Raw genomic sequence first — 23616 nt, 5'->3', positions numbered from 1 at the left:
GCTCAACGCGACAGACCAACGGCAAGGTCGGTAACACGGGAGGCGGCGGCGCTCGTGGTCGAGGACTCAGCCTCCGGCCCGGCACTTGGCCCGTACGGCCATGCCGGAGCCCCCGGCTGCTGGCCCGAGTGCGAGTGCCAGGAGATCTGCCGGCGCGTGCAACCCCCGGGCAGACAAACGGAGTAGGAGTGGGTGGAGAGCGCCCTCCGGTCCAATCACCCACTTCCCGTAGGAGCAACGTGTCCAGCAGCTTCAAGAAGCTCGCGGTCGCCGTCGGCGCGGCCGCCATCGTGGTCAGTACACCGGTAGCCGGTGCCTGGGCTGCCGACGAGGTGTCCGGTGACGCCTCCGGCAAGCGGCTGCAGACGCAGTCGGCCACGCAGGGGGAGCAGCACCCGGCTCGGCACGCGCAGGGCGAGGAACAGCGGACGGTAGCCCGTACCGTCGGCGCCGGCATCATCGACGGCGAGGAGTGGTCGGTGACGCTGCAGTTCTATCCGGCGGTTCCGGAGGGCTTCCCCACCGTCGACCGGACCTCCGGCTTCGGTGATTCCCGGCCCGAGAATCCCTCATTGCTCTGTCAGCGGGTGTTCATCGGCGGGGTCCAGGTCGACCACCAGGCCGGGCCGTGGGCGGGTTGCGCCGTCGTGGACGGCCGGGACGACTTCGTCCAGGGTGCCGGGCTGCACGGCCTGACCGACAAGGGCACGTCCGGGACCCGGATCTTCGTCGGCAACCCGGCTTCGGGTACGGCCACGGCCCGGTTGACGCTCGACGGCGGTACGGTCCGTACTGCTGGGGTGGTGACGCTGCCGGGGACCTCGTACCGTGCGTTCGCCCTGCCCATCGCCGACGGGGAGACCATCGCGTCCGTCGACACCTTCGACGGACAGGGCAACCGGCTGACCCACGAGACGTACTGGGACTGACCCGCCTGTCCCGGTCCCCGGGTGCCGTCCGCATCCGGGGACCGGACCGTACCGCCTGCCCGCCCACACACCCGCAGGGACAGACTCTTCGTGCACATCGGACCGGCCCTCGCTGCCGAAGACGATTTCACGGCCTTCGCCTCGGCCTACTGGAGCCGCCTGGTCAGGACCGCCTACATGCTGACCGGTGATTTCCATGAAGCGGAAGACCTGGTGCAGACGACGCTGATCAAGGTGTACGCGCGGTGGGACCGGGTTCGGCGGGAGGACGCCGACGCCTATGTGCGGCGCGCGTTGGTGAACAACAACCGCAGCCGCCACCGCCGCAGACGGGTCGCCCATCTGCTCACCCCTCTGCTTCCGGACCGTCCGCAGCGGTCCGGCGAGGCCGAACGTCTGGAGGAGCGCGACGTGCTGATGGAGGCCTTGGCCGAACTGCCCGAACGGCAACGAGCCGTGGTTGTCCTCCGCTACTGGGAGGACCTCGGGGCGGACGAGGTGGCACGGACGCTGGGCTGCTCGCCCGGTACGGTCAAGAGCCAGGCTTCTCGTGCTCTGGCCAAGCTGCGGGCACACCCCGCCCTGGCGGCGCACGGCCGCGCGGATCTCGGAGGCGCCGCATGACCGGCCCCCACACACCCGGCGGGCAATCAGATGCCTCAAGGAGCTCGGACGCCTCGGGCGCTTCCGTGCCGGACCGGCTCGGCCCCCTGCACGCCGCCGATTCCGCACCGGACGTGCGGCATGCGCTGGCCCGGGCGGCCGGGCGGACAGCGCCCGGACCAGCCCCTGTGCAGGCCATCCTGGACGGGGCCCGTGCCCGGAGGTCGCGCCGCACCATCGTGACCGCGGCGGCCGGGACGCTGGTGGCCGCGGTCACGGCAGCCGTCGTCCTGCCGCTGCTGACCGGCCCGCCGCAGGACGACGGCCCGCCTCCCGCGGCCTCGTCCCCCTCCGTCTCACCGGATCCAGACGCGTTGGAGGCCCGAGAACGCAGCCGGGTGATCCGCTCCGGCAGCATCGACGGCAAGGAGTGGTCGGTGACGCTGACGTTCTATCCGCACGTGCCGGACGACTTTCCCTCCACGGACACTGACGCCGGCGGCAAGGCCGGCCGCGACACCGACGGCGGCTCCGGCCTCGGCGGCGGTCCCCGGTCGGAGGACCTCTCGCTGCTCTGCCAACGGGTTTTCATCGGCGGCGTCCAGGTCGACCACCAGGCGGGCCGTTGGGCGGGCTGCTCCGTCGTGGCCGGCGAGGCCGACAACGTCCAGGCCGCCGGACTGCGCAGCCTGTCCGACAAGGGGGCGTCCGGGACCCGGATCTTCGTCGGCAACCCTGCCTCGGGAACGGCCACGGCCCGGTTGACGCTCGACGGCGGTACGGTCCGCACAGCGCAGGTGGTGACACTGCCCGGCACTTCCTACCGTGCGTTCGCCCTGCCCATCGCCGACGGGGAGACCATCGCGTCCGTCGACACCTTCGACGGACAGGGCAACCGGCTGACCCACGAGACGTACTGGGACTGACAAATGCATCGGCCACCTCAGTCGACGAAGGCGGGGAGGGAGCCCGGAGATGCCGAGTGCAACCCGTCTGGCGCTACCGCGGGCTATTGGGCGCTGGCGGCGGGGCGGACGACGATCTCGTTGACATCGACCTGCGAGGGCTGGGAAATGGCGTAGGCGATGGCATCCGCGATGGCGGAAGGGGGCAGTGCCACGGCGCGGTACGCCTTCATGGCCTCCCTGGCAGCTGGGTCGGAGATGTTGTCGGCGAGTTCCGACTCGGTCACGCCCGGGGACACGAGGGTGACCCGGATGCTCCCGGTGGACTCCTGGCGCAGTCCTTCGGAGATCGCGCGGACGGCGAATTTTGTGGCGCAGTAGACGGCGGCGGTCGGAGAGACCTCGTAGGCGCCGACGGAAGCGACGTTCACGAAGTGCCCGCCCCCCTGAGCTCGCATCACGGGCAGGGCGGCGGCGACACCGTGCAGGACTCCCCGCACGTTGACGTCGAGCATGCGGTCCCACTCGTCGGTCTTCAGCGCTTCCAGCGGCGAGAGCGGCATCACTCCGGCGTTGTTGACCACCACGTCCACTCGGCCGTAGCGCTCGCATCCGGCGGAGACGAAAGCCCGGACGTCGTCGGCGTCCGTGACGTCCAGCCGCTGGAACGCCGCAGTGCCTCCTGCTGCGGTGATCTCCCTGGTCAGCGCATCGAGACGATCGGCGCGCCGCGCCCCCAGGAGCAAACGGTGGCCGTCTGCGGCAAGCCGGCGGGCGGTCGCCTCGCCGATCCCGCTGCTTGCCCCGGTAACCGCCACCACCTTGACTGCGTCTGTCATGCCTGCGTTTCCTCTCGGTAGAGCACGAGGTGCTCGTGGTGGAGCACGCCGTCGCGAATGTCACCCGTCGCGTGGAACCCGGAGTCGTCGACGTAGTCGATGTGGCTGCCGGTCACCGTGTAGCGGCCCGTGTAGGCGCTGCGCCGGTTGCCGCGGGCCTCGTCGTAGCGGCCGTCCGGCCGCAGCTCCTGGCGGATGTGACCGTCCGCGGTCACCCACATGCCGACTGCGTCGGCATGGCCCTCCTCTGTATTGCCTGTCATGGCGGACTCTCCTCGTCCATGGGTGCGGATCTTCCTGCCCGACACCGAGTCTGGTCAGGTCTGCGACCGCCCACCAGGTCGTGTGCTGCCTGGGTGCGGTGCACCCAGGCAGCACACCGCCCCCGCGCTCTAACCTGAGGACATGACCGACAACAATCTGGGAGAGTTCCTACGCGCACGCAGGGCGGGGCTGCGGCCGCGAGACGTCGGCATGGCGAGCTACGGCGTGCGCCGGGTCACCGGACTGCGCCGTGAAGAGGTCGCAGTTCTGGCCGGTGTGAACGCGGATTACTACACCCGCCTGGAACAGGGGCGCGAACGCCACCCCTCGGCCCAGGTACTCGACGCGCTCGGCCGCGCTCTGCGGCTGGACCCCGACGCCCACGCGCACCTGCACCGGCTGGCCGGGACAGCGCCGAGCAACCAGTTCACCCACACCACGGACCGAGTCGGTCCCGCCCTTCGTCAGCTGATGGACGGCTACCCGGGCGCCCCGGCGTTCGTCATCAACAGGACCTTGGACGTCCTGGCGAGCAATGCCCTGGCCGAGGCCCTGCACTCACCCTTCGAGCATGCGGACAATCTGGCCCGCATGACCTTCCTCGATCCGGCAGGCCGACAGTTCTACACCCGGTGGAGTCACACGGCGCAGGCCATCGTGAGCCACCTACGTCAGGCGGCCGGCATCGATCCGGACAGCCCACGGCTCCGGGAACTCGTCCGCGCCCTCACCGAGCACAGCGCGGACTTCACCCACTTGTGGAAGTCTCACGCCGTGCGTGGCAAGACCCAGGACGCCAAGCACTTCCTCCACCCGGACGTCGGGGCTCTGACGCTCACCTACCAGGCGTTCGACGTGCGGGACGCTCCGGGCCAACAACTTGTCGTCTACCAGGCCGAGCCCGGCAGCCCCGACGCCCAGGCCCTCGACCTGCTCGGCTCCGTCCACGCCACCTCGAACCAAGCCGCCCCGTAACCGGAAGAGCGTGCCGCGAGGTTCGGCGTCGGGGCGACCGACGGCGAGTTGTGCCGAAGGACGCCGGACATCGCCGGACATCGGATCCTCGGTCTGCCCGAGCGGCCCACCGCCGTCTTCTGCGCAAACGGCCTTCTCGCCCTCGGTGTTCTGCAGGACCTGTAGGAGGCCGGTCTCCGGCTGCCGAGGGGGGAGACGTCGAGCGGGAACGCACCGATGGGCCCCGTCCGAGCATGCGTCCTGCCGGGCGCCCTGCCCACCCCTGCCGTCATTCACGTTACGGATGGATTCCATCCGCGACGCGGGTGACGTCCTCCGTTCACGTGCGGCGGGGCTCGCTCACCCCGCGGGCTCGTCGGTCATCCGCCTGCCGACGCGGGCGGCGGTCTCCCGCAGCCAGATGTGGGCCGCGTCGTGGGTGTGTACCGGGTGCCACCACAGCGCCTCCCGCAGGGGCACCGCCTCGTAGGGCGGCTCCACCACGCGCACGGCGGCGAGCGGTGCGAGGAGCCGGGCGAGGCGGGCCTGGATCAGGGCGATGCGCCGGGTTCCGCTGATCAGCAGCGGCATGATCTGGAAGCTGTCGACGGAGACCTCGACGCGGGGCTCGATGCCCAGCATGCCGAGTTGGCGGACGGCGGGGGCGTCGTAGGTGCGCTGGTAGGTGACCCAGGGCAGCCGGGCCAGGTCTTCCCGGGTCAGTCGGTCGTCGACGCTCGGGTGGTCGTCGGCGACGAGGAAGACCCACCGGTCCTGGTAGAGGTCGGTGGCGGGGAAGTCGCTGATGACGCCGTGCGGCATGAGCAGCCCGTCGGTGGCGCTGAGCAGGGTGTCCGTGGCGTCCACCACGGTGGTCGGCGTCTGGGCGAATCGCAGTCGGATGCCGGGGGCCTCCTGGTGCACGACCCGGGCGAGTTCGGCGCCGAAGACGGCGACGGCGTAGTCGGACGCCACGAGTTCGAACTCACGGCTCTCCTTGGCCGGGTCGAAGTCCGCCTGGCTGGCGAAGAGGCGTTCCAGCAGTTCGTAGGCGGTGGACACGCGGTCGAGGAGGACCTGTCCGAGGGCGGTGAGTTCGTAGTGGCCGCCGACCCGGGCCAGCAGGTCGTCGTCGAAGTGCCGGCGCAGGCGGGAGAGCGCCGCACTCATCGCCGGCTGGCTGAGGCCGACGCGCTGCCCGGCGCGCGTGACGTTGCGCTCTTCCAGCAGGGCACGCAGGGCGACGACGAGGTTGAGGTCCAGGCGACTGAGATTCACGGCGACTTTCCTAGCATTACGACGACGACCTGCGGAAATTCGGCGCGTGGATGGCTGTCATCCACAGAATCTATTTCCCTGATCACGGGTGACGGGTCCAGATTGGTGCCATCGCAATCAGGAGGACATGTCCGTGAAACCTGAAGCCGCGTCCGCCCTCTTCGCCGGACCCTTCGCCCTGGCCACCCTTTCCGCTCCCGAGGGCCCCGCCTTCCCCGCTCTCGTCACTCCCGACGCCCAGGTGATCGACCTGCGGTCCGCCCTGGGTGACGCCGCACTGACCGTGCGGGGGGTCCTGGACGACTGGGACGCGGTGCTGCCGCGGCTGACCGCACTGGCCGGCGCCACCGGCCCCGTACGCCGGGCGTTGGCGGAGTTCCGGGTGCACGCTCCGGTGGAGCCGCGCCAGGTGCTCCAGTCGGGGGCCAACTACCGGCAGCACGTCATCGACCTGCACTTCGCCCACCGGGCCCCGGGCGACGACCGTCCCGAGCAGGAACGGCGCGCGGAGGCCGCCGAGATCATGGACCGGCGGGCCGCCGAGGACCTGCCGTACGTGTTCATCGGGCTGCCGAGCGCGATCACCGGCCCGTACGACGACGTCGTACTGCCCGCCTGGGCCGACAAGCCCGACTGGGAGCTGGAACTCGCCGCGGTAATCGGCCGCCCGGCCCACCGGGTGCCCGTCGAGGAAGCCCTCGACCACGTCGCCGGCTACACCATCGCCAACGACCTCACCGACCGCGCCACCGTGTTCCGCCGGGACATGCCGCAGATCGGCACCGACTGGCTGCGCAGCAAGAACGCCCCCGGCTTCACCCCGCTCGGCCCCTGGCTCGTGCCCACCGCGTCCATCGCGGACCCGGGCGACCTGCGCCTCACGCTGAAGCTCAACGGCGAGACCATGCAGGACGAGTCGACCAAGGACATGATCTTCAACGTGGCACGGATGGTCTCCTACGCCTCGCAGACCGCCCGGCTGCTCCCCGGCGACCTGGTGCTCACCGGCTCCCCCGCCGGCAACGGCATGCACTGGGGCCGGCTGCTGCGCGACGGAGACGTCATGGACGCCTCCATCACCGGACTCGGCGCCCAGCGCACCCGATGCGTGGCGGAGGCGGCCCGATGACGCTGGACCGCACCGATCCCGAGGGCTCGATCGCCCGGACCGCGAAGGCGTGCTCGAACTGGGGTCGCTGGGGCGAGGACGACGTGCTCGGCACGCTCAACTTCCTCGACGAGGCCAAGCGCCGCGAGGGGGCCGCACTGGTCCGGCGGGGCGTCAGCTTCTCGCTCTCGCAGCGCTTCGACATCGACGGCCCGCAGAAGGGCTGGCGGCGGCGCACCAATCCGGTGCACACCATGCTGGACACCGGCACCGACGCCGCCCTCGGCAACCAGGGTCTGCCGCACGGCATCGGCGGCGCCGACGACGTCATCACGATGCCGTTGCAGTGCTCGACGCAGTGGGACGGTCTCGGGCACATCTTCGACCACGGCAAGGCGTGGAACGGCCGTGCCGCCGAGCAGGTCGTCACCTCCGACGGCGATCTGGTCACCGGCATCGAGCACATGGCCCCGCACGTCGCCGGACGCGGGGTGCTCCTGGACGTCGGCCGGGTCGTCGGCGAGGACGGGGAACTGCCGGACGGCTTCGCGATCACCGAGGAGCACCTGGCCGCGACCGCCGAGGCCCACGGTGTGCGAGTCGGTCGCGGCGACATCGTCCTCGTCCGCACCGGCCAGCTCGCCCGGGTACGCCGACGGGGCTCCCCCCACGCCGAAGGCAGTGGGGGAGGCTGGGGCGACTACGCCGGAGGACCCGCCCCCGGCCTGTCGTTCACCACGGCCGGCTGGCTGCACGGCACCGACATCGCCGCGATCGCCACCGACACCTGGGGCTTCGAGGTCCGCCCGAACGAGTTCGAGCACGCCTTCCAGCCGCTGCACCAGGTCGCCATCCCTCACATCGGCCTGCTGATCGGCGAGATGTGGGACCTGGAGGCGCTCGCCGAGGACTGCGCAGCCGACGGCGTGTACGACTTCTGGCTCACCGCCGCTCCCCTGCCCATCACCGGGGCCGTCGGCTCACCCGTCAACCCGATCGCCGTCAAGTAATCAGCGGAACGAGGGAGTTCCCCATGAGCAAAGCCCGTAAGGTTCTGGTGATCGGCGGGGGCGCGGCCGGCAACGCCATGACGGTCCTGCTGAGCCGAGCCGGCCTCCACGTGGACCTGATCGAGGCCAAGGACGACTGGAACGCCACCGCCGGCTCCGGCATCACCCTCCAGGGCAACGCCCTGCGCGTGCTGCGCGAAATCGGTGTCTGGGAACAGGTGGAAGCGTCCGGATTCGGCTTCGGCTCGGTCGGCATCGCCGCCCCCGACGGCACCGTCCTGCACGACCAGGACGACCTGCGCACCGGCGGCGAGGACCTGCCCGCCACCGTCGGCATGCAGCGCCCCCGGCTCCAGCAGATCCTCATCGACGCCGTGCGCGCCGGCGGCGCCACCGTCCGCCTCGGCACGACCGCCGACATCCTGGACCAGGACGCGGAAGGCGTCTCCGTCCGCTTCAGCGACGGCGCCGAGGCCCACTACGACCTGGTGGTCGCCGCCGACGGCCTCGGCTCCGCCACCCGCGCCGCGATCGGCATCACGGACAAGCCCGAACCGACCGGCATGGCCATCTGGCGCATCGCCGCCCCGCGGCCCCGAGGCGTGACCCGCACCGACCTCGCCTACGGCGGCCCGGCCTACATCGCCGGCTACTGCCCCACCAGCGAGACGACGCTCTACGCCTACGTCGTCGAGGCCAACCGCGACCGCGCCGGAATACCGCCCGAGTCGTACGCGGACGAGATGCGCCGCCTCACCCGGCACTACGGCGGCTTCTGGCCGGAGATCACCGAGCACATCACCGACCCGGCGAAGGTCAACTACACCTGGTTCGACCGGATGCTGGTCGAGGGCTCCTGGCACCGCGGCCGGGTGGTGCTCGTCGGCGACGCCGCGCACTGCTGCCCGCCCACCCTCGCCCAGGGGGCCGCCCTCTCCCTGGAGGACGCCTGGGTGCTCTCGCAGATGCTGACCGGGTCCGACGAGTGGGACGACGTCCTGTTCCAGGCGTACTACGAGCGGCGGATCGCCCGCGTCCGCCCGGTCGTGGAGGCGTCCGTACAGATCGGGCAGTGGCAGCTCGACGGGGTACGGGACGCCGACGTGCCCGGTCTGATGGCCCGCACCATGACCATGCTCAGGGAGCTGCCGTGACCGCCGTGGACACGCCCACCGTGGACGTGCACGCCCACGTCCTGCTGCCCGAGGTCGAAGCGCTCGTCGCCGGTCTGCCCGGACAGGCGGAGGCCAAGGAGCTGGACGCCCGGCGCAACGGTCCCGCCGCCCTCGCCGTCAGCGGCTCCATGGTCCGCGAGCGCGTCCCGAGGCTGACCGACCAGGCCGTGCGGCTGGCAGCGATGGACGCCCAGGGCGTGGACGTACAGCTGGTCAGCCCTTCCCCGTCGCACTATCACTACTGGGCCGACGAGGACACGGCCGAGAAGGTGTACCGGCTCGCCAACGAGGCCACGGCCGCGCACTGTTCGGCCGCCCCCGAGCGGCTGCGCGGACTCGGGCTGGTCCCGCTCCAGCACCCGGAGCAGGCGGTCCGCGCCCTGGGCCACGCCCTGGAGCAGGGCCTGGCCGGGGTGGAGATCTCCAGTCACGCGCCGGGACGCGAGCTGTCCGACCCGGCCTACGAGCCCTTCTGGGCCCGGGCCGAGGAGACCGGCGCGCTGCTCTTCCTGCACCCCTTCGGGTGCACCCTCGACGAGCGGCTGGACCGGTGGTACCTGTCCAACAGCGTCGGCCAGCCCACCGAGAACGCCGTCGCCCTCTCCCACCTGATCTTCTCCGGTGTCCTCGACCGTCACCCGGGCCTGCGACTGATCGCGGCGCACGGCGGTGGCTACCTGCCCACCCACATCGGCCGCGCCGACCACGCCTGGTCGGCCCGCTCCGACGCGGGCGCCGACTGCGCGCACCCGCCCAGCAGTTATCTGAGGCGGCTGTACTTCGACTCCCTCGTCCACGACCCGCACGTGCTGCGGGAGCTGGTCCGGGCCGCGGGCGCCGACCGGGTGCTGCTCGGCTCCGACTTCCCCTTCGACATGGGCACCGAGGACCCCGTCGGCGCCCTGCGCGCCGCACGACTGCCCGAGGCCGACTTCCACGCCGTCCGCGGCGCGAACGCCGCCGCCCTCCTCCGGAAGGACTGACATCATGCGCCTGCTCACCCACCTGCGGCACGTCGACCTCGCCGTGCCCGACTACGACAAGCAACTCGACTTCTACGCCGGCGTCTGGGGCCTGACCAAGGTCGCCGAGGACTCCGGCATCTCCTTCCTCGCCGCCGAGGGCTCCCCCGAGCAGTACGTCGTCCGGCTCCGCAAGGCCGAGGAGAAGCGCCTCGACCTGGTCTCCTACGGCGCGGCGTCCGCCTCGGACGTCGACACCCTCGCCGAGCGACTGCTGGCGGGCGGCGTGCGGTTGATCTCCCAGCCGGGGAAGGTCGACACTCCGGGCGGCGGATACGGCTTCCGCTTCTTCGACGTCGACGGCCGCACCATCGAGGTCTCCGCCGACGTCGTGGTCAGGCAGCACCGCAAGATCGAGGAGAAGGAGGCCATCCCGGTCAAGCTCTCCCACGTCGTGCTCAACTCCCCCGACCTGAACCGCACCCGCGAGTGGTACGAGCGTCACCTCGGCTTCGCGCTGTCGGACACGCTCAGCTCGCCGCACATGGGCGAGGTCATGCACTTCATGCGCATCAGCAGCCAGCACCACTCCATGGCCATCGCCCAGGGCCCGCACACCGCCCTGCACCACGTCTCCTTCGAGATGCGCGGCATCGACGAGTACATGCGCGGCTCCGGGCGCGTCATCCGGGCCGGCTTCAAGAAGATCTGGGGTCCGGGCCGGCACATGGCGGGCGACAACACGTTCACCTACTTCCTCGACCCGCACGGCAACACCGTCGAGTACACCACCGAGCTGGAGTGTCTGGACGAGGACACCTGGCACCCACACGTCTACGACTTCTCCCAGCCCGAGGTCACCGACCAGTGGGGTACCGCCAACCCCATGAACGAACTCGTCGCCAAGGAGTCCTTCAACGATCCCGACCGCGGTGTGTTCGTCGCCCCGCCGGTCTGATCCCTCTCCGCACACCGGGGACGCGGCGGCCCGCGGCTCCGCCCGCGCGGCCGGCTGCCGGGCCGCCTCACCGCGGGCCACGACCTCATGGGCATTCCCTCGACCGACCCCCTCCCCCAGGAGCCGTAGCATGCGTTTCGCCGCCTACGAACACCGCCACCGCCACCGCGTGGCCGTCGTGGAGGACGACGGCACCCTTTACCCTCTGCCCGGCGTCACCTCGCTCACCGACCTGCTCACGGAGGTGAACGGCCTGCCCGGGCTGCTCGGCGCCGGACGGGCCGCCCTGGACGTCCCGTCCGGCCCCCACGTCTCCCAGGTACGGCTGCTGCCCCCGCTGCGGCCCGCGTCGGTACGGGACTTCGTTACCTTCGAGGAGCATGTCGAGGGCGTACGCCGCTCGATCGACGGGGTGGCCGGGGTCCCCGAGCAGTGGTACGCGGCACCGACCTTCTACTTCACCAACCCGCACGCGATCTACGGCCACCGGGACGACGTCCCGGTGCCGCCCGGTTCGTCCGTGCTGGACTTCGAGCTGGAGGTGGGCGCGGTGATCGGGCGGGACGGCCGTGACCTGACTCCCGAGCAGGCCCGCGACCACGTCGTCGGCTACACCGTGTTCAACGACTGGTCCGCGCGCGACCTGCAGAGCGCGGAGATGAAGGTGGGCCTCGGCCCCTGCAAGGGCAAGGACACCGCCACCACGCTCGGCCCGTACCTGGTCACCGCGGACGAACTGGAGCCGTACCGGGACGCCGACGGCTTCCTGCGTCTGGCTCTGACCGCCGATGTCGACGGCGACAAGGTCGGCGAGGACCTGCTGTCCAACATGAGCTGGACCTTCGAGGAGATGACCGCCTACGCCTCCCGCGGCACCCGCGTCGTACCGGGTGACGTCCTCGGCTCGGGCACCTGCGGCAACGGCGGCTGCCTGGCCGAACTGTGGGGCCGCCGCGGCGAGCAGACTCCGCCGCCGCTGAAGCCGGGCGACACCGTCACCCTGACCGTGGAGGGCATCGGCACCCTCACCAACACCGTCGTCCCCGGCGTCGAGCCCGTCCCGCTCCCCGCCGGCCGGCGCCGGTCCCGGGAGCGGCCGTGAGCGACCCGCACCTCAAGAGGCTGCTCGGCAAGGTCGTCGTCGTCACCGACGAGCGGGACTGGGCCGGACTCGCCTCCGAGCTGCGGGAGTCGTACGGGCAGGTGCACGGCCTGGTCAACAACGCCGGCATCACCTGGCGGGCCCACCTCGGCGACGTGCGCCCCGAGGACATGGCCCGCGTCCACGCGGTCAACGTCACCGGTCCACTCCTCGGCGTCCAGCACCTGGCACCGCTCATGCCACCGGGCTCATCGGTCGTCAACGTCGGCTCCTCGCGGCCCTCACCGCGCACTACCCGGTCGCCTGCACGACCAGCAAGTGGGCGCTGCGCGGCCTGTCGAGGACCGCCGCCCGGGAGCTGGGCCCGCGCGGCACCCGTGTCAACACGATCCACCTCGGCTGCATCGAGACGGAGATGACCGCCTCCGCCGCACCCGCCTTCCGCGAGGCCAACATCCGCGCCACGCCGCTCGGCCGCACCGGCACCGTCGGCGAGGTGGCGCCCCTGGTCGTGTTCCTCCTGTCCGACGACGCGTCGTTCATCAGCGGCGCGGAGATCCCGGTGGACGGCGGCATGGACGCGTTCGGCGGCATCGTCATCGTGTACGCCAACGCGAACAAGACCGGCCGCCCTCTTCAGCGGCGGGACAGTCACCCTGAACTGTCTGACACTGTCGGCCGCAGGCCCCACGTCTGCAGGGCATAGGGACGTCCCTTCTCCTCCCCCTCGATCAGCGGCACGTCAAGCAGGCTGAACCCGGCCTTGGTGGCCACGGCGACGCTCGCGGTGTTCTCGGCCTCCAGCTCCAGGATCACTTGCTCCGCGCCCAGTTGTTCGAAGGCGTATGCCGCCATCACCCGCACCGCCCGCGCGGCCAGTCCCCGGCCGCGGTACGCCGGGCCGACCGCGTAGCCGATCTCTGTGCCCTCTGGAGCGCGCCGCAGCATCACCTCGCCGAGCGGCGCGCAACCATCAACGGTGATGGCGAGCAGGATGGTCGTGCCCTCCGCCCGCATCTGCCGGTCCCGGTCCAGCCGCGCGCGAGCGGCAGCTTCGTCGAAGGGCGAGACAACCGGCGTCCAGTACGCGATGTCGGGATGGTCGAACAAATCCGGCATCGCGGCCAGGTCTGCTTCCGTCCAGTCACGCAGGACGAGCCCTTCCCCGGCAAGCTCGATCCGATCGGGAAAGGTTGACGGGGTGCCGCGCATAGTGCCGATCCTTCCTGGCCTGACAGGACAGGGCAGCATAACCGGGACAGTCATCGGCTCACCAGGATGCGGTCCAGGGGCCGGGTGCGGACCGCGGTCAGTTGGGTGCTCCAGGTCAGTGAAGAACCGCGAGACCTCGCTCTTGGTGGAAGGACCCGTGCCCGGCGTCGGGCTCAGCCGGTGAGCTCTCCTGGCGGAGGTTCAGGTGAGCCGGAGCAGCGGCATGTCGCTCCCGAGGACCTCTCGCAGGGACGGGATGGCCGTCCAGGGGAGGTCGAGGGTGCGGGCGGCGTACCGGAGGGTGACGTGGTCGGCTCCGTCGGCCGCTTCGCGGAGTGTCTTCATCGCCTGGTCCTGGTCGAGGAGGGCGGTGCTCCCGGCGTGCGGTTGGTCATGGGGTGCGCGGTCGCGTTCGGGGGCCAGTCCATGGATGCCGGTGAGCCGGTGGGAGAGGGCCGCCGCCGCCTCCAGGGTGGCCGGGCGCTCGTCCAGCAGGGCTTGTGCGACCGGGTTGTGGTCGATGGCGTCCCGCAGCGGCAGGTGGTACAGCCGTGGGGAGACGGATGTGAGCCGGACGGTGTGGTGGACGGTCCGGACGGTGCCGCGGGCGCCGTGGATGGCGGCGGCCCACAGGGCGGATGCCTCGGAGGGGTGCCAGGCCAGCGCGGGACCGGCCGCCGAGGCCGCGTCCCGGCCGGGCGTGAGAGGCCGGCGGCCGGTGAGGCGTTTCAGCAGGAGCTGTTCGTCGATCTCGCCGTCGAGGCCGGGCCCGGCGACGTAGACGGTGGTGGGGATGCCGGCGAGGTGGCAGGCGGCGAGGGTGAAGGCGTCCCCGAACGGGCTGCGCAGGGTGGGCTCGTCGCCGTGGGTGAGGATGTCGCCGCCGATGTCGATGACGCGGATCCGGTCGCCGGCTGCTTCGGCCATGGCTTCGATCTGCCGTGACAGGGAGAAGAGCCCTTGGGCGGGGTCGAGCAGCAGCAGCCGGACGGGCAGGTCCCTGGCCAGGCCGGGCATGGTGGATCCGGCCGGCGGGCGGGCCCGGGTGGCAGAGGTGAAGGCCGTTCCGCCGGCTTCGCGGGTGAGCCCGGTGAAGTCCCGTTGCCCGAGGGGCCTGGCGGTGGGGTCGACTTCGGGGCGCTCCCAGGCGTACGTGGCGATCAGCGGCGGGGCCGGGTCGACGGTGACGGTACGGGCGGCGATGAGGGTGCCGATGGGGTCGCCTCCTCCGCCCGCGGCGACGTACAGGTCGCTCATGCGACGTGCTCGCGCAGGTCGATGCCGGTGATGCGTAAGGGAGTCGCTCCCATGTTGGTCCGGGCGCGCCGGTTGGCGGCGTGGAGGTTCTCGTAGTACTCGCGGTCGAGTGCCTTGACGGGCTCCGAGTAGAACATCCAGGAGAGGATGTCGCGGTACTTGAAGCCCTTGGGAGTGAGCTGGACGCGGCGGCCGATGCGGTGGAGGAGCCCGTTGGACTCGGCCGCGTCGAGGATGGGTTCGAACTCCGCGGCGTGCTGCTGGTAGCCGAAGCGGTCGAGTTCCGTGAGATCCAGGTCGAAGGTGTCGAGGACGAGGCGCTTGCGGACGATCTCCTCGCCGGTCAGCTCGAAGCCGGTGACGGGGGCGAGTGCGTGGCTCTTCGCCTTCTTGATGTAGTCGGCCACCTCGGCCGTCGAGGGCTTCACGCTGCCGCTCATGTAGTCGAGCACGCTGGTGTAGGAGCGGGCGCCGACGCCGAGGCCGAGGAGGGGGACGCCGTGGAAGGTGAGGACCTTCTGGGCGTAGCCCCCTCGGCCGGGCCTCTTGTAGCGGACGGAGCCCTCCTGGACGTAGCCGTGCTCGAGGAAGACCTGGCGGGCGTAGTCGTAGCGGTCGTACAGCTCGGGCTGCCACATGTACTGGTAGGCGCCGGTCTTGGAGAACCAGGCGTCCGGCCGCACGGTGAGGAAGTAGGTGCTGATGGTGGTGGGCCGGAGCCGGGCCAGTTCGTCGACGCTGTGGCGCCAGGTCTCGGGGGTCTGTCCGGCGAATCCCATGATCAGGTCGGTGGACAGGTCGGGCAGGCCGAGTTCGTGTGCGGTGTGGACGGCCCGGCGGATGACGTCCTCGTCCTCGCCGCCGCGGCCGGCTTCGCGGATCTCGCGGGGTACGAGGGACTGGATGCCGACGTTGGCCCGGGTGAGGCCCATCTCGATCAGGGCCTTGAACTCGTCGGGTTCGTCGGCGATGGAGGACGGGGTGGCCTCGACGGCGACTTCTTCGACGGTGGAGCGCCAGTTGGGGTAGACGGCGCCGATGGTGGTGAAGATCCGCTCGAAGTGCCGGGGCTTGAGCAGGGCGGGGGTGCCGCCGCCGATGTAGACGGTGCGCAGGCGCCGGGCCTGGATGATCTCCGCGTGATCGCGGATCTGGGTGCAGAGGGCGTCGGTGTAGGCGTCGAAGACGTCCTCGTCGGTGCTGATGATCGTGTAGAGGTTGCAGAAACCGCACTTGCGGTCGCAGAAGGGGACGTGCAGGTAGAGGTTGAGCTCGGGGACCTGGTAGTTGGCGAGGTCCTTCTCCCACACGTCGTGGACGGTCCACCTGCCCTCCTGGAGGGGGCGGTAGGTGGAGCGGGGAGGGTACGAGTACTGGTAGGGCGGAATGACGCCCTGGTCGATGTAGTCGGCGAGTTGCTGGTGCAGGCTGGTCACGGCGGTGATCCCCGTTCGGGTCGCGGGTGCGGCTTACCTGACGTGGCGATCCGATCACGGAGTGCTCGCGCCGCTCCATGAGGCGTGTGCACCAAATGAGCTTCTGCTACTGGTGAGTTGGCTGGCCGATGCTCCAAATGCCCGCGCTCTGCGAGGAGTTGTTTTCGTCGGTCGGGCCCATAGTCGTCCGCTGTGCCCTGCGGCTTTGCTGGTCGCATGACGATCGGTGGGGGCCCGCGCGGGCCGGCAGTGCTGGTGATCGAGCCGATGGGCAACGCGGGGCGCTTCCTCGTCGAGGCCGCCGAGCGGCTGGGCCTGCGGTTGTACGCGGCCACGCACAAGGACATCCACGACGGCTATCCGGTGTGGCTGCGCTCGGCTCTCGCGGGGGTGTGCACGACGGACCTCGCGGACACTCCGAGGGCTCTGCACGACATGGACGTCTTCTGCCGGCGTCACGCCGTCTCGGGCATCGTCGCCTGCTTCGAACTGTTCACGCCGCTCGCCGCCCTGCTCGCCCGGCGGACCGGCCTGCCCGGCAACGATCCGGCGCTCGCGCACGCGGCCAGGAACAAGATCCTGATGGGCGAGGCGTTCGCCGCCGCCGGGGTCCCCGCCCCCCGCTGGACGGTCGTGCACGACGCGGCCGAGGCGCACGGGGTGGCCAGGTCGGGCGAGCTGGGCCGGCCACTGGTGGTGAAGCCCGCGGAGCAGGGCGGCTCGTGGGGCGTGTCCGTGGTGGACACCCCGGATCAGCTGCCCCGTGCCGTCGAGGCGGCCCGGCAGTACACCCACGCGCACCCGCACGGTCTGAAGCTCGACACGCGGGCCCTGGTACAGGAGTACATCCCGGGTGCTGAGTACTCGTGCGACACGGTCGTCGCGGACGGGGTGGCCTATCCCCTGCCGGTCGTCAGGAAGGACACCACCGAGGGCCGATACCGGATCGAGACCGGACACACCTGCCCGTCCGGTCTGGCCCCGCCGCTCGCCAGGAGGGTGCAGCACGTCGCCGCGCGGGCGGCGCTCGCCGTCGGTGTGCGCAACGGGATCGCCCACACGGAGGTGAAGATCCCCCGGGGCACCGAGACGCCGTATGTGATCGAGACCGGTGCCCGTCTGCCGGGCGACAACCTGTGCGAGGTCGTCGAGGCCGCGACGGGCGTGAGCGAAGCCGTGGCCTGTCTCCAGGCCGTGCTCGGCCGGACCCCAGACACTGTCGCCTCCCGTACGGACGCGGCGACGATCCGGTTCCTGCTGCCGGAGCGGGGAGGGGTGCTCCGGCAGGTGTCCATCCCCGAGATGCCCGGTACGCACAGCGAGTTGCACCTGCGGCCCGGCGACACGGTGCCGGAGCCGGCGGACTCGAGCTGCCGCGTCGGGCACGTGGTGGCCCGCGCGGAAACGGTTGACCAAGCAGGCAGGCTGGCCGGTCGGGTGGCCGCCCGGTCCCGAGTGGAAGTGAGCTGAACAGGTGCGGAAGATCGCGTTCTTACGGTCGGTCGGTATCCAGCGCGCCGACCCCTACATCCAGCGAGCCGTACGCGGGCTCGCCGCCGACGGCATCGAGGCCGGGCTCTTCCACACCAGCGGCGCCGCCGGCGACGACGACTTTCCCGGGTACCGGGAGCGGCTGGACCGGGCGGTGACGCCGAGGGCGCTCGCCGACGCGGTCGCCGCCTGGGGAGCGGATGCCGCGGTGTCGATCTCGCTGCCGTGCGAGAACGCGGTGCGAGATGCCGCGGCCAAGGCGTTGCTGGACGCCCAGGGAATCCCGACGGTCATGACTCCACTCGAGTCGACGATGCTGCTGGTGGACAAGTGGGAGACCAAGCGGCTGTGCGAGCAGGCCGGGCTGAGGGTGCCGGCCGGATTCCGTACCGACTCCGACCTGCTGGCGGGTCGGGGGCTGCCGGTGCCCGGCTATCGGGACGCCCTGCGCGTACGGGCCGGGCAGATCGGCTATCCGCTGCTGTCGAAGCCCGTGTGGGACTCGACCAGCATGGGCATCCGCACCCTCCGCGGTGCCGCCGACCTCGACGCCTACCTCGCTTCCCCGCCGGAGGTGTCCGCGGTGGTGGAAGAGGTCGTCGAGGGCGACCTGTGCAGCGTGGACATCGTGGGGCGCCCCGGCTCCTACCGGGTGCTGCCGCTGTGCTGGACCGGGCGCGCCGGGGCGGAGCCCGTGTTCACCTTCGCCGACCTGCGCTGGTGCGGTCCCCACGCGGAAGCGGACGCCGCGTTCGCCGAAGTGGCCCGCACGCTGGTCACCCTGTGCGGGGACCTCGGGGTGTGCGGGTCGGTCAACGTCGACATGGTCTACGCCCGCGGCCACTTCGTCGTACTGGAGATCAACCCGCGCATCGGCGGGGCCACCACCCTGTCGTGCGCCGCTTCGGGCACGAACACCTTCGCGTCCCTCGCCCGCATGGCCCGGGGGCTGCCCGTCACCGACGGTCCGGCGGAACGGACCGGATGGGCCGTCGAGTTCCTCGCCGAGGACGGCGTCCCGCCGGCGGTGGTGGCCGAGCTGCGGCAGCGCGTCACGGTGGTCACCGCGCACGATCTGGTCATCGACGGTGTCTCCCGCGGCGACATCGTCGCGTTCACCCTCGCCGAGGGCGAGGAGGACAGCACGGTGAAGGCCCTGACGGAACTGCACGAGACGACCGGCTTCCCCGCGGCCGACGTCATGGGCAAGATCCGCTCCCTGCTGTGCCCGTGAGCGCGGTGACACAGGCCCGCGGCCGTTCCCGTGCCGCGGAACGTCTCGGCGTACCCGTGCTGCGGGGACACGGTCTCTTCATCACCGGCAACCTGATCGACTCCGTCGGCAACGGCATGCTGCTGCCGCTGGGGCTGCTGTACTTCACCGACGTACGAGGTCTGCCGCTGGCGCAGGTGGGGGTGGCCACGACGGTGGGACAGGCGATCGCCCTGCCGGTCACGTTCCTCGCCGGGCGCCTCATGGACCGGGTGGGGCCGAAACCGGTCGTGGTGTGGGCGAACGTCGTCGCCGCAGCCGGGTTCGCCCTGTTCCTGGCGGCGGGCGAGCTGTGGCACGTCGTCGGCGTGTACGTGCTGGTGCAGGCCGGGATCAACATGTACTTCACCGCGCAGCGCACCCTGATCACGCACGTCACCGAACCCGGGGAGCGGCGGGCATGGTTCGCTTTCACCGGCTCGCTGCGCAACATCGGCCTCGCCGCGGGCGCCGCCGCGGCGGCGGGGGCGCTGACGGTGTTCGGTCCGGGTTCGCTGTGGTGGATGATCGCGGTCGACGCCGCGACGTACCTGCTGGCCGCCCTCTGCTTCGCCGCACTCACCACCACTCCCCCGCCGGCGGAGGGCGCGGCACCGGACACCGTGGTCAGCCCGGCGGACGACACGCGCCGCTACCTGATCCTCGTCGCCGCGAACATCCCCTACGTCCTCGCCCAGGCGATGCTCTCCGTGCTGGTCGCCGTCTACACCACCCGTTCCCTGGGGCTTTCCGCGTCGGCGGCGAGTGCGCTGTTCGTCGTCAACACCGTCATCGTCTCCGGGTTGTCGACCGTCATCACCGCACACGTCGCGCCGAAGGCTCCCCGCCGCGCCGTGGCGGCCGGATACCTGGTCATGACATTGGCGATGGGCGCGTTCGCCCTGCCCGCGCTGCCCCACCTCGCCTCCACCGCGTGGGTCGCCCTCATGGGCGCGATGGTGCTGTTCAGCGTCGCGGAGATCCTTCTCGGACCTGCGCTGAGCGAACTGTCGGTCAGCCTCACTCCAGGGGCGGCGCGAGGCTTCACGCAGGGGCTGTACCAGTTCTCGTGGGCCGTCGGCATGGTCGCCGCTCCCGCCGTGTTCACCCTGCTGCTGGAAGCCGGCCCGCTCCTGCCGTGGGGCGTCGAAGCCGCCGCCTGCCTGATCGCCGTCCTCGCCGCGCCGGCTCTCAAAGCCGCCAACCGCCATCGTCGGAGGAAACCCCGTTGATCACGACCCTCGTCGATTCCGCCAGCGCCGTGCCCGCCGCCGAGTGGGAGCACCTCGCCCGGCCGGCCGGCCTCTACCTCTCCCACCAGTGGCTCGCGGGCGAAGAGGACGACCCGACCGCCCGGTGTGCGTACGCACTCGTCCGGGACCGCGCGGGCACTCTGCTCGCCGCCGCGCCCCTCTACCTCGTACGGGACGAGCCGAACGACTACTACCAGCCCGCCACCGTGCTGCCCACACACCTGCGGCCGCGCGTGATCGCCGGAGCACGGCGCGGCTACCACAACACGCCGCTCACCGCCCCCGGCCTCGGGGCCGCGGAGCGAGACGGCTGCCTCCTGCTGTTGCGGGACGCCGCACGGCACTTCGCCGACCGGCACGGCACCACCCACTGGTGGCCGTACCTCACCGCACCCGCCGCCGCGCGGCTCGCTCCTCTCTACCCCGGCCGCCCCCTCCGTCTGGAGGACGACGCCCTCATCCCCCTGCCCGGCACGGGTGTCGACGACTACATCGCCTCCCTGCCCTCGCGGCGCCGTGCCGGCATACGCCGGGAACGCCGCGCCTTCGCCGCCGCCGGGCTGGACGTACGCCACCAGGCGCTCGCGGACTGCCTGTACGACGCGGGTGCGCTGCTCGCCGGCCATCAGCGGGACCACGGGCACGACCGGGACGGTGTCGACGCGATGACCGGGCTCCTGGAGCGGCAGGCCGCGGCGATGGGTGACGAAGCGCGTGTGGTGGCCGCCTATGACGGGCGACGAATGGCGGGGTTCTGCCTGTACTACCACTACGGGTCGACGACGTGGATCCGTGCGGTCGCCGTCGACCGGCGGCACCCGGCCCCGCACCTGTACTTCAACCTCATGTACTACCTGCCCGTCGAAGACGCCTACGTCCACGGCACCACCGCCCTGCACGCGGGCATGACGACCATCGAGGCCAAGCGCCGGCGTGGCGCGTCGGTGTCCGGGCTGTGGGCGCTGGTCGACCAGTAGCGGGACGGGGGCGGCTTGTTCTGCGGAAGGGCTCCTCGCCGGGGCCACGCAATTCTTCGTCGACACCCTTCACTACTCGGTGGTACTTTGTAGCAGTACTCGGTAGCACGTAGTACCGATGGAGCTGAGGTGGGCTGGCGATGGACGACCTGACGGAGATGTTGAAGGGCACGCTTGAAGGGTGCGTGCTCGAAATCATCGGCAGCGAGGAAACCTACGGGTACGCCATCACTCGCCAGTTGAACGAGCTCGGCTTCGCCGACGTCGTCGAGGGGACGGTGTACACCATCCTGCTGCGGCTGGAGAGGAACGGACTCGTCCAGGTGGCGAAACGACGATCCGAGGCCGGTCCGCCGCGCAAGTTCTACTCGCTCAACGATGCCGGACGCGAGGAACTCGCGAAGTTCTGGGCGAAATGGCAGTACGTCTCATCACGCATCGACAGGCTCAAGGAGGGCGGGAGATGAACTTCTGGGAGAGGGTCACAGGCAGCGATCTCACCCGGGATTGGAAGGCGTTCGAAGCCCGGGCCGAGGCCTTGCCGGACGACTACCGTGCGGCGTGGGAGCAGATCAAGGAACATCTCCTTCCTCATGGGGACTTCACCGGGCGCAATCTGACACCGATCTTCGACGCGGCGCTGGGGTTGCTCGAAGAGACCGCAGCGGACGGGCTGAGCGTCCAGGAGGGGCTCGGCGACGACATCCCCGGCTTCTGTACGGCGCTGGCCGGCGGACACGGGGCTCGAACCTATCGCGACCGGTGGCGCGAGCAGTTGAACAGGAACGTCGCGAGGAAACTGAGCCGACTGGAGGGCTGACGTGAGCATCCACGACATCATCGAGGGCAAGAAGCAGTGGCGCGCACACATGGCTCGGGTCAAGGCGCTCCCGCCCGACTACCAGATCGTCTACAAGGAGATGCAGCGGTATCTGTTCAAGGTCGGACCGATCGACCTGCCCGACGGGCCCCTGCTGCCCGGGATCGTCGACTTCTTCGAGGAGGGTGTCGCCGCAGGCAAGGGGATTCTGGAACTGATCGGTGACGATGTCGCCGCGTTCTGCGACGGCCTGATCAAGGACTCACGTACCTATGCGGACGTCTATCAGGAATCCCTCGGTGGAAAGCCCGGCACGGCCGAGAAGTAGCGCAAGGCGTACGGCGCCAAGCCCGTCCTCGACGGCATCGGCTTTCCACGCTCATCGGTGCCGACGGCGGGCAGGTCCAGGTCGCGGGCCACCTCTCCAGACGCGAGGGCAAAGCAGGTCACCGCCGAGCTGCTGGAGCGACGAGCCGACGACCGGCCTCGCCCGCGCTCGCGCCACACCATGTGGGGCATTGGCCGCGAGCTCGTCTCCGACGGTGTCATCTGCTGCAAAATCGCTGGACTCCCTCCGGGTGAGTCGGCGAGCATCCGCGGGTGACAGATGGAGCCGATCGCCGGGGACCGTTCAGGCGGAGCCCGAAGTGTGTACGTTTTGTCGAGCTGTCCGGCGGGGCGATGTCCGCTCTGCTCGATGGTGACCTGTCCGAAGCCAGCAGATTGGCCGGGGTTTCGCTGACCGAGTACTTCGTGACCGGCAGAGCACAGTGGCTGTGGCGGTTCCGGCTCGACCAGATGGCCGCCGATCCCGGCGAGGCCCGGTGGATGGTGCGACAAGCGGTCGTCGGCGACCAGGGTCTCGTCGTCGGACATGCCGGGTTCCACGGCCCACCTGATGAGGTCGGCATGGTCGAGATCGGCTACTCCGTCGCCCCCGACTTTCGTCGCCAGGGATATGCCCGAGCCGCACTGATCGAGTTGCTCCGCCGGGCGGCGGCCGAAGCCGCGGTCACGACTGTGCGGGCGACGATCAGCCCCGACAACGTGGCATCCCTGGCCACGATCTCGGGCTTCGGCTTCGTTGAGGTCGGGGAGCAGTGGGACGAGGAGGACGGCCGCGAAGTCGTCTTCGAAGTCCCTGCCCGCCGGGTCCCACTCACTTGAGCACGTCATCCCGCCCGACGGCCCTTACGAGGGCGTCGCTGTCTTGTGCTTGCGGGGAACTGGCGAACGGGTAAGGGTAGTTGGGGACTCAGGGGACGGATGAGCGGTGCGGCGTCGGCGTGCCGGGAGAGGAGCGGGACTTGCGTTTCACACTCGGCGTACAGGCGGAGACCGGGGACCACGTGAGCGCCACGGACGAGTTGTACGACTGGCTGCGCCAGGATCCCGAACTGCGCGGACTCGTGCGGCGCGACCTCGCGGACAGCGCGCCCGCGGGAGCGATGGGCGGTGCCTGGAGCGAGCTGCTGGCCCTGCTGCTCGCCCCCGGCGGGCCCACGGCGGCGGCCGGTGCCGCCCTCGTCGTCTGGCTGCAGAACCGGCGGAGCAATGTGACCGTCACCATCAGCCGGCCGGACGGCACCCAGCTGGTGGTCACCTCCGAGAAGGTCCGGCCGCTGACCGCGGAGGGCACCGGCGAGCTGGCCCAGCGGGTGGCGGAGGCACTGCGGGAGCCATCGGCTCGGGATGCCGGGCGGGAGCCGTCCGCGTTGGACACGGGCGAGCGCGAACCGTCCGGTGGGGACGGCACCCGGCAGGCCGACGGGTACGGTTCCCGTCGGTCGGACGGGGACGGCACGCGCCGGACCGAGGGGGCGCACTGACC

General features: G+C 70.8%; 25 protein-coding genes and 1 pseudogene. 20 read left to right on the top strand and 6 right to left on the bottom strand.

The window, feature by feature from the left end:
• Positions 1 to 239: 239 nt before the first annotated feature.
• The 3 genes from KUM03_RS20315 to KUM03_RS20305 all read left to right on the top strand — a co-directional run bounded on the left by KUM03_RS20315 (position 240) and on the right by KUM03_RS20305 (position 2458).
• Positions 240 to 929, top strand: a complete 690-nt coding sequence (locus KUM03_RS20315; protein WP_217250699.1) for a hypothetical protein — start codon at positions 240 to 242, stop codon at positions 927 to 929.
• A gap of 90 nt (positions 930 to 1019) precedes the next feature.
• A complete protein-coding gene (locus tag KUM03_RS20310; RefSeq protein ID WP_217250698.1) occupies positions 1020 to 1553 on the top strand; it encodes a SigE family RNA polymerase sigma factor in 534 nt (177 codons plus the stop codon).
• A 167-nt stretch (positions 1554 to 1720) separates the two neighbouring features.
• The gene (locus tag KUM03_RS20305) at positions 1721 to 2458 is read left to right on the top strand and encodes a hypothetical protein (protein ID WP_217250697.1); all 738 of its coding nucleotides are present in this window, start codon (positions 1721 to 1723) and stop codon (positions 2456 to 2458) included.
• A gap of 83 nt (positions 2459 to 2541) precedes the next feature.
• Here the strand turns inward: KUM03_RS20305 and KUM03_RS20300 are convergent, their stop codons facing one another.
• A complete protein-coding gene (locus KUM03_RS20300; RefSeq protein WP_217250696.1) occupies positions 2542 to 3276 on the bottom strand; it encodes an SDR family oxidoreductase in 735 nt (244 codons plus the stop codon).
• Complete coding sequence (locus KUM03_RS20295; RefSeq protein WP_217250695.1) at positions 3273 to 3539, bottom strand: Atu4866 domain-containing protein; 267 nt, start codon at positions 3537 to 3539, stop codon at positions 3273 to 3275. Before KUM03_RS20295 ends, KUM03_RS20300 begins: the two co-directional genes overlap by 4 nt.
• A gap of 142 nt (positions 3540 to 3681) precedes the next feature.
• On the opposite strand from KUM03_RS20295, the gene KUM03_RS20290 reads away from it, so the two are divergent.
• The gene (locus KUM03_RS20290) at positions 3682 to 4515 is read left to right on the top strand and encodes a helix-turn-helix transcriptional regulator (protein ID WP_217250694.1); all 834 of its coding nucleotides are present in this window, start codon (positions 3682 to 3684) and stop codon (positions 4513 to 4515) included.
• Between the two features lie 339 nt (positions 4516 to 4854).
• Here KUM03_RS20290 and KUM03_RS20285 read toward each other — a convergent pair whose 3' ends face one another.
• A complete protein-coding gene (locus KUM03_RS20285) occupies positions 4855 to 5772 on the bottom strand; it encodes a LysR family transcriptional regulator (protein ID WP_217250693.1) in 918 nt (305 codons plus the stop codon).
• Between the two features lie 127 nt (positions 5773 to 5899).
• On the opposite strand from KUM03_RS20285, the gene KUM03_RS20280 reads away from it, so the two are divergent.
• From KUM03_RS20280 to KUM03_RS20250, 7 genes and pseudogenes are all read left to right on the top strand, one after another.
• Entirely contained in the window at positions 5900 to 6901 is a 1002-nt protein-coding gene (locus KUM03_RS20280) for a fumarylacetoacetate hydrolase family protein (protein ID WP_217250692.1), read from the top strand.
• A complete protein-coding gene (locus KUM03_RS20275; RefSeq protein ID WP_217250691.1) occupies positions 6898 to 7890 on the top strand; it encodes a cyclase family protein in 993 nt (330 codons plus the stop codon). The genes KUM03_RS20280 and KUM03_RS20275 overlap by 4 nt, the downstream gene beginning before the upstream one ends.
• Before the next feature lie 23 nt (positions 7891 to 7913).
• Complete coding sequence (locus tag KUM03_RS20270; protein ID WP_217250690.1) at positions 7914 to 9044, top strand: FAD-dependent oxidoreductase; 1131 nt, start codon at positions 7914 to 7916, stop codon at positions 9042 to 9044.
• Positions 9041 to 10048 carry an amidohydrolase family protein gene (locus tag KUM03_RS20265; protein ID WP_374225352.1) on the top strand — a complete coding sequence of 336 codons (1008 nt, stop codon included), beginning with the start codon at positions 9041 to 9043 and terminating at the stop codon, positions 10046 to 10048. The genes KUM03_RS20270 and KUM03_RS20265 overlap by 4 nt, the downstream gene beginning before the upstream one ends.
• 4 nt (positions 10049 to 10052) lie before the next feature.
• A complete protein-coding gene (locus tag KUM03_RS20260) occupies positions 10053 to 10985 on the top strand; it encodes a VOC family protein (RefSeq protein ID WP_217250689.1) in 933 nt (310 codons plus the stop codon).
• Positions 10986 to 11115: 130 nt separating this feature from the next.
• A complete protein-coding gene (locus KUM03_RS20255; protein ID WP_217250688.1) occupies positions 11116 to 12087 on the top strand; it encodes a fumarylacetoacetate hydrolase family protein in 972 nt (323 codons plus the stop codon).
• Positions 12084 to 12793: pseudogene (locus tag KUM03_RS20250) on the top strand (SDR family NAD(P)-dependent oxidoreductase). Before KUM03_RS20255 ends, KUM03_RS20250 begins: the two are co-directional and overlap by 4 nt.
• Here KUM03_RS20250 and KUM03_RS20245 read toward each other — a convergent pair.
• From KUM03_RS20245 to KUM03_RS20235, 3 genes are all read right to left on the bottom strand, one after another.
• Positions 12739 to 13299 (bottom strand): GNAT family N-acetyltransferase, encoded by a 561-nt coding sequence (locus tag KUM03_RS20245; RefSeq protein WP_217250687.1) that lies wholly within the window; start codon positions 13297 to 13299, stop codon positions 12739 to 12741. The pseudogene KUM03_RS20250 and the gene KUM03_RS20245 sit on opposite strands and share 55 nt — an antisense overlap.
• Positions 13300 to 13500: 201 nt before the next feature.
• On the bottom strand, positions 13501 to 14556 hold the full coding sequence (locus tag KUM03_RS20240; RefSeq protein WP_217250686.1) for a DUF1152 domain-containing protein: 1056 nt from the start codon (positions 14554 to 14556) through the stop codon (positions 13501 to 13503).
• Complete coding sequence (locus KUM03_RS20235; RefSeq protein ID WP_217250685.1) at positions 14553 to 15992, bottom strand: coproporphyrinogen-III oxidase family protein; 1440 nt, start codon at positions 15990 to 15992, stop codon at positions 14553 to 14555. Before KUM03_RS20235 ends, KUM03_RS20240 begins: the two co-directional genes overlap by 4 nt.
• Before the next feature lie 216 nt (positions 15993 to 16208).
• Here KUM03_RS20235 and KUM03_RS20230 point away from each other — a divergent pair, with 216 nt between their 5' ends.
• From KUM03_RS20230 to KUM03_RS20190, 9 genes are all read left to right on the top strand, one after another.
• Positions 16209 to 17462: an ATP-grasp domain-containing protein gene (locus KUM03_RS20230; protein WP_217250684.1), complete on the top strand. Its 1254-nt coding sequence runs from the start codon at positions 16209 to 16211 to the stop codon at positions 17460 to 17462.
• A 4-nt stretch (positions 17463 to 17466) separates the two neighbouring features.
• On the top strand, positions 17467 to 18717 hold the full coding sequence (locus KUM03_RS20225; RefSeq protein ID WP_217250683.1) for an ATP-grasp domain-containing protein: 1251 nt from the start codon (positions 17467 to 17469) through the stop codon (positions 18715 to 18717).
• The gene (locus KUM03_RS20220; protein ID WP_217250682.1) at positions 18714 to 19967 is read left to right on the top strand and encodes an MFS transporter; all 1254 of its coding nucleotides are present in this window, start codon (positions 18714 to 18716) and stop codon (positions 19965 to 19967) included. Before KUM03_RS20225 ends, KUM03_RS20220 begins: the two co-directional genes overlap by 4 nt.
• Positions 19964 to 20965 carry a GNAT family N-acetyltransferase gene (locus KUM03_RS20215; protein ID WP_217250681.1) on the top strand — a complete coding sequence of 334 codons (1002 nt, stop codon included), beginning with the start codon at positions 19964 to 19966 and terminating at the stop codon, positions 20963 to 20965. The genes KUM03_RS20220 and KUM03_RS20215 overlap by 4 nt, the downstream gene beginning before the upstream one ends.
• 140 nt (positions 20966 to 21105) lie before the next feature.
• Entirely contained in the window at positions 21106 to 21432 is a 327-nt protein-coding gene (locus KUM03_RS20210) for a PadR family transcriptional regulator (protein ID WP_217250680.1), read from the top strand.
• Positions 21429 to 21785: a DUF1048 domain-containing protein gene (locus tag KUM03_RS20205; protein WP_217250679.1), complete on the top strand. Its 357-nt coding sequence runs from the start codon at positions 21429 to 21431 to the stop codon at positions 21783 to 21785. The genes KUM03_RS20210 and KUM03_RS20205 overlap by 4 nt, the downstream gene beginning before the upstream one ends.
• A 1-nt stretch (position 21786) precedes the next feature.
• Positions 21787 to 22113: a DUF1048 domain-containing protein gene (locus tag KUM03_RS20200; RefSeq protein WP_217250678.1), complete on the top strand. Its 327-nt coding sequence runs from the start codon at positions 21787 to 21789 to the stop codon at positions 22111 to 22113.
• Positions 22114 to 22466: 353 nt separating this feature from the next.
• Positions 22467 to 22952: a GNAT family N-acetyltransferase gene (locus tag KUM03_RS20195; protein ID WP_217250677.1), complete on the top strand. Its 486-nt coding sequence runs from the start codon at positions 22467 to 22469 to the stop codon at positions 22950 to 22952.
• Positions 22953 to 23092: 140 nt separating this feature from the next.
• On the top strand, positions 23093 to 23614 hold the full coding sequence (locus tag KUM03_RS20190; protein WP_217250676.1) for a hypothetical protein: 522 nt from the start codon (positions 23093 to 23095) through the stop codon (positions 23612 to 23614).
• Positions 23615 to 23616: the final 2 nt, after the last annotated feature.

This window comes from Streptomyces sp. AC602_WCS936 (assembly GCF_019049125.1).
Taxonomy (GTDB): Bacteria; Actinomycetota; Actinomycetes; order Streptomycetales; family Streptomycetaceae; genus Streptomyces.
This window is presented reverse-complemented; position numbering and strand designations above follow the sequence as displayed.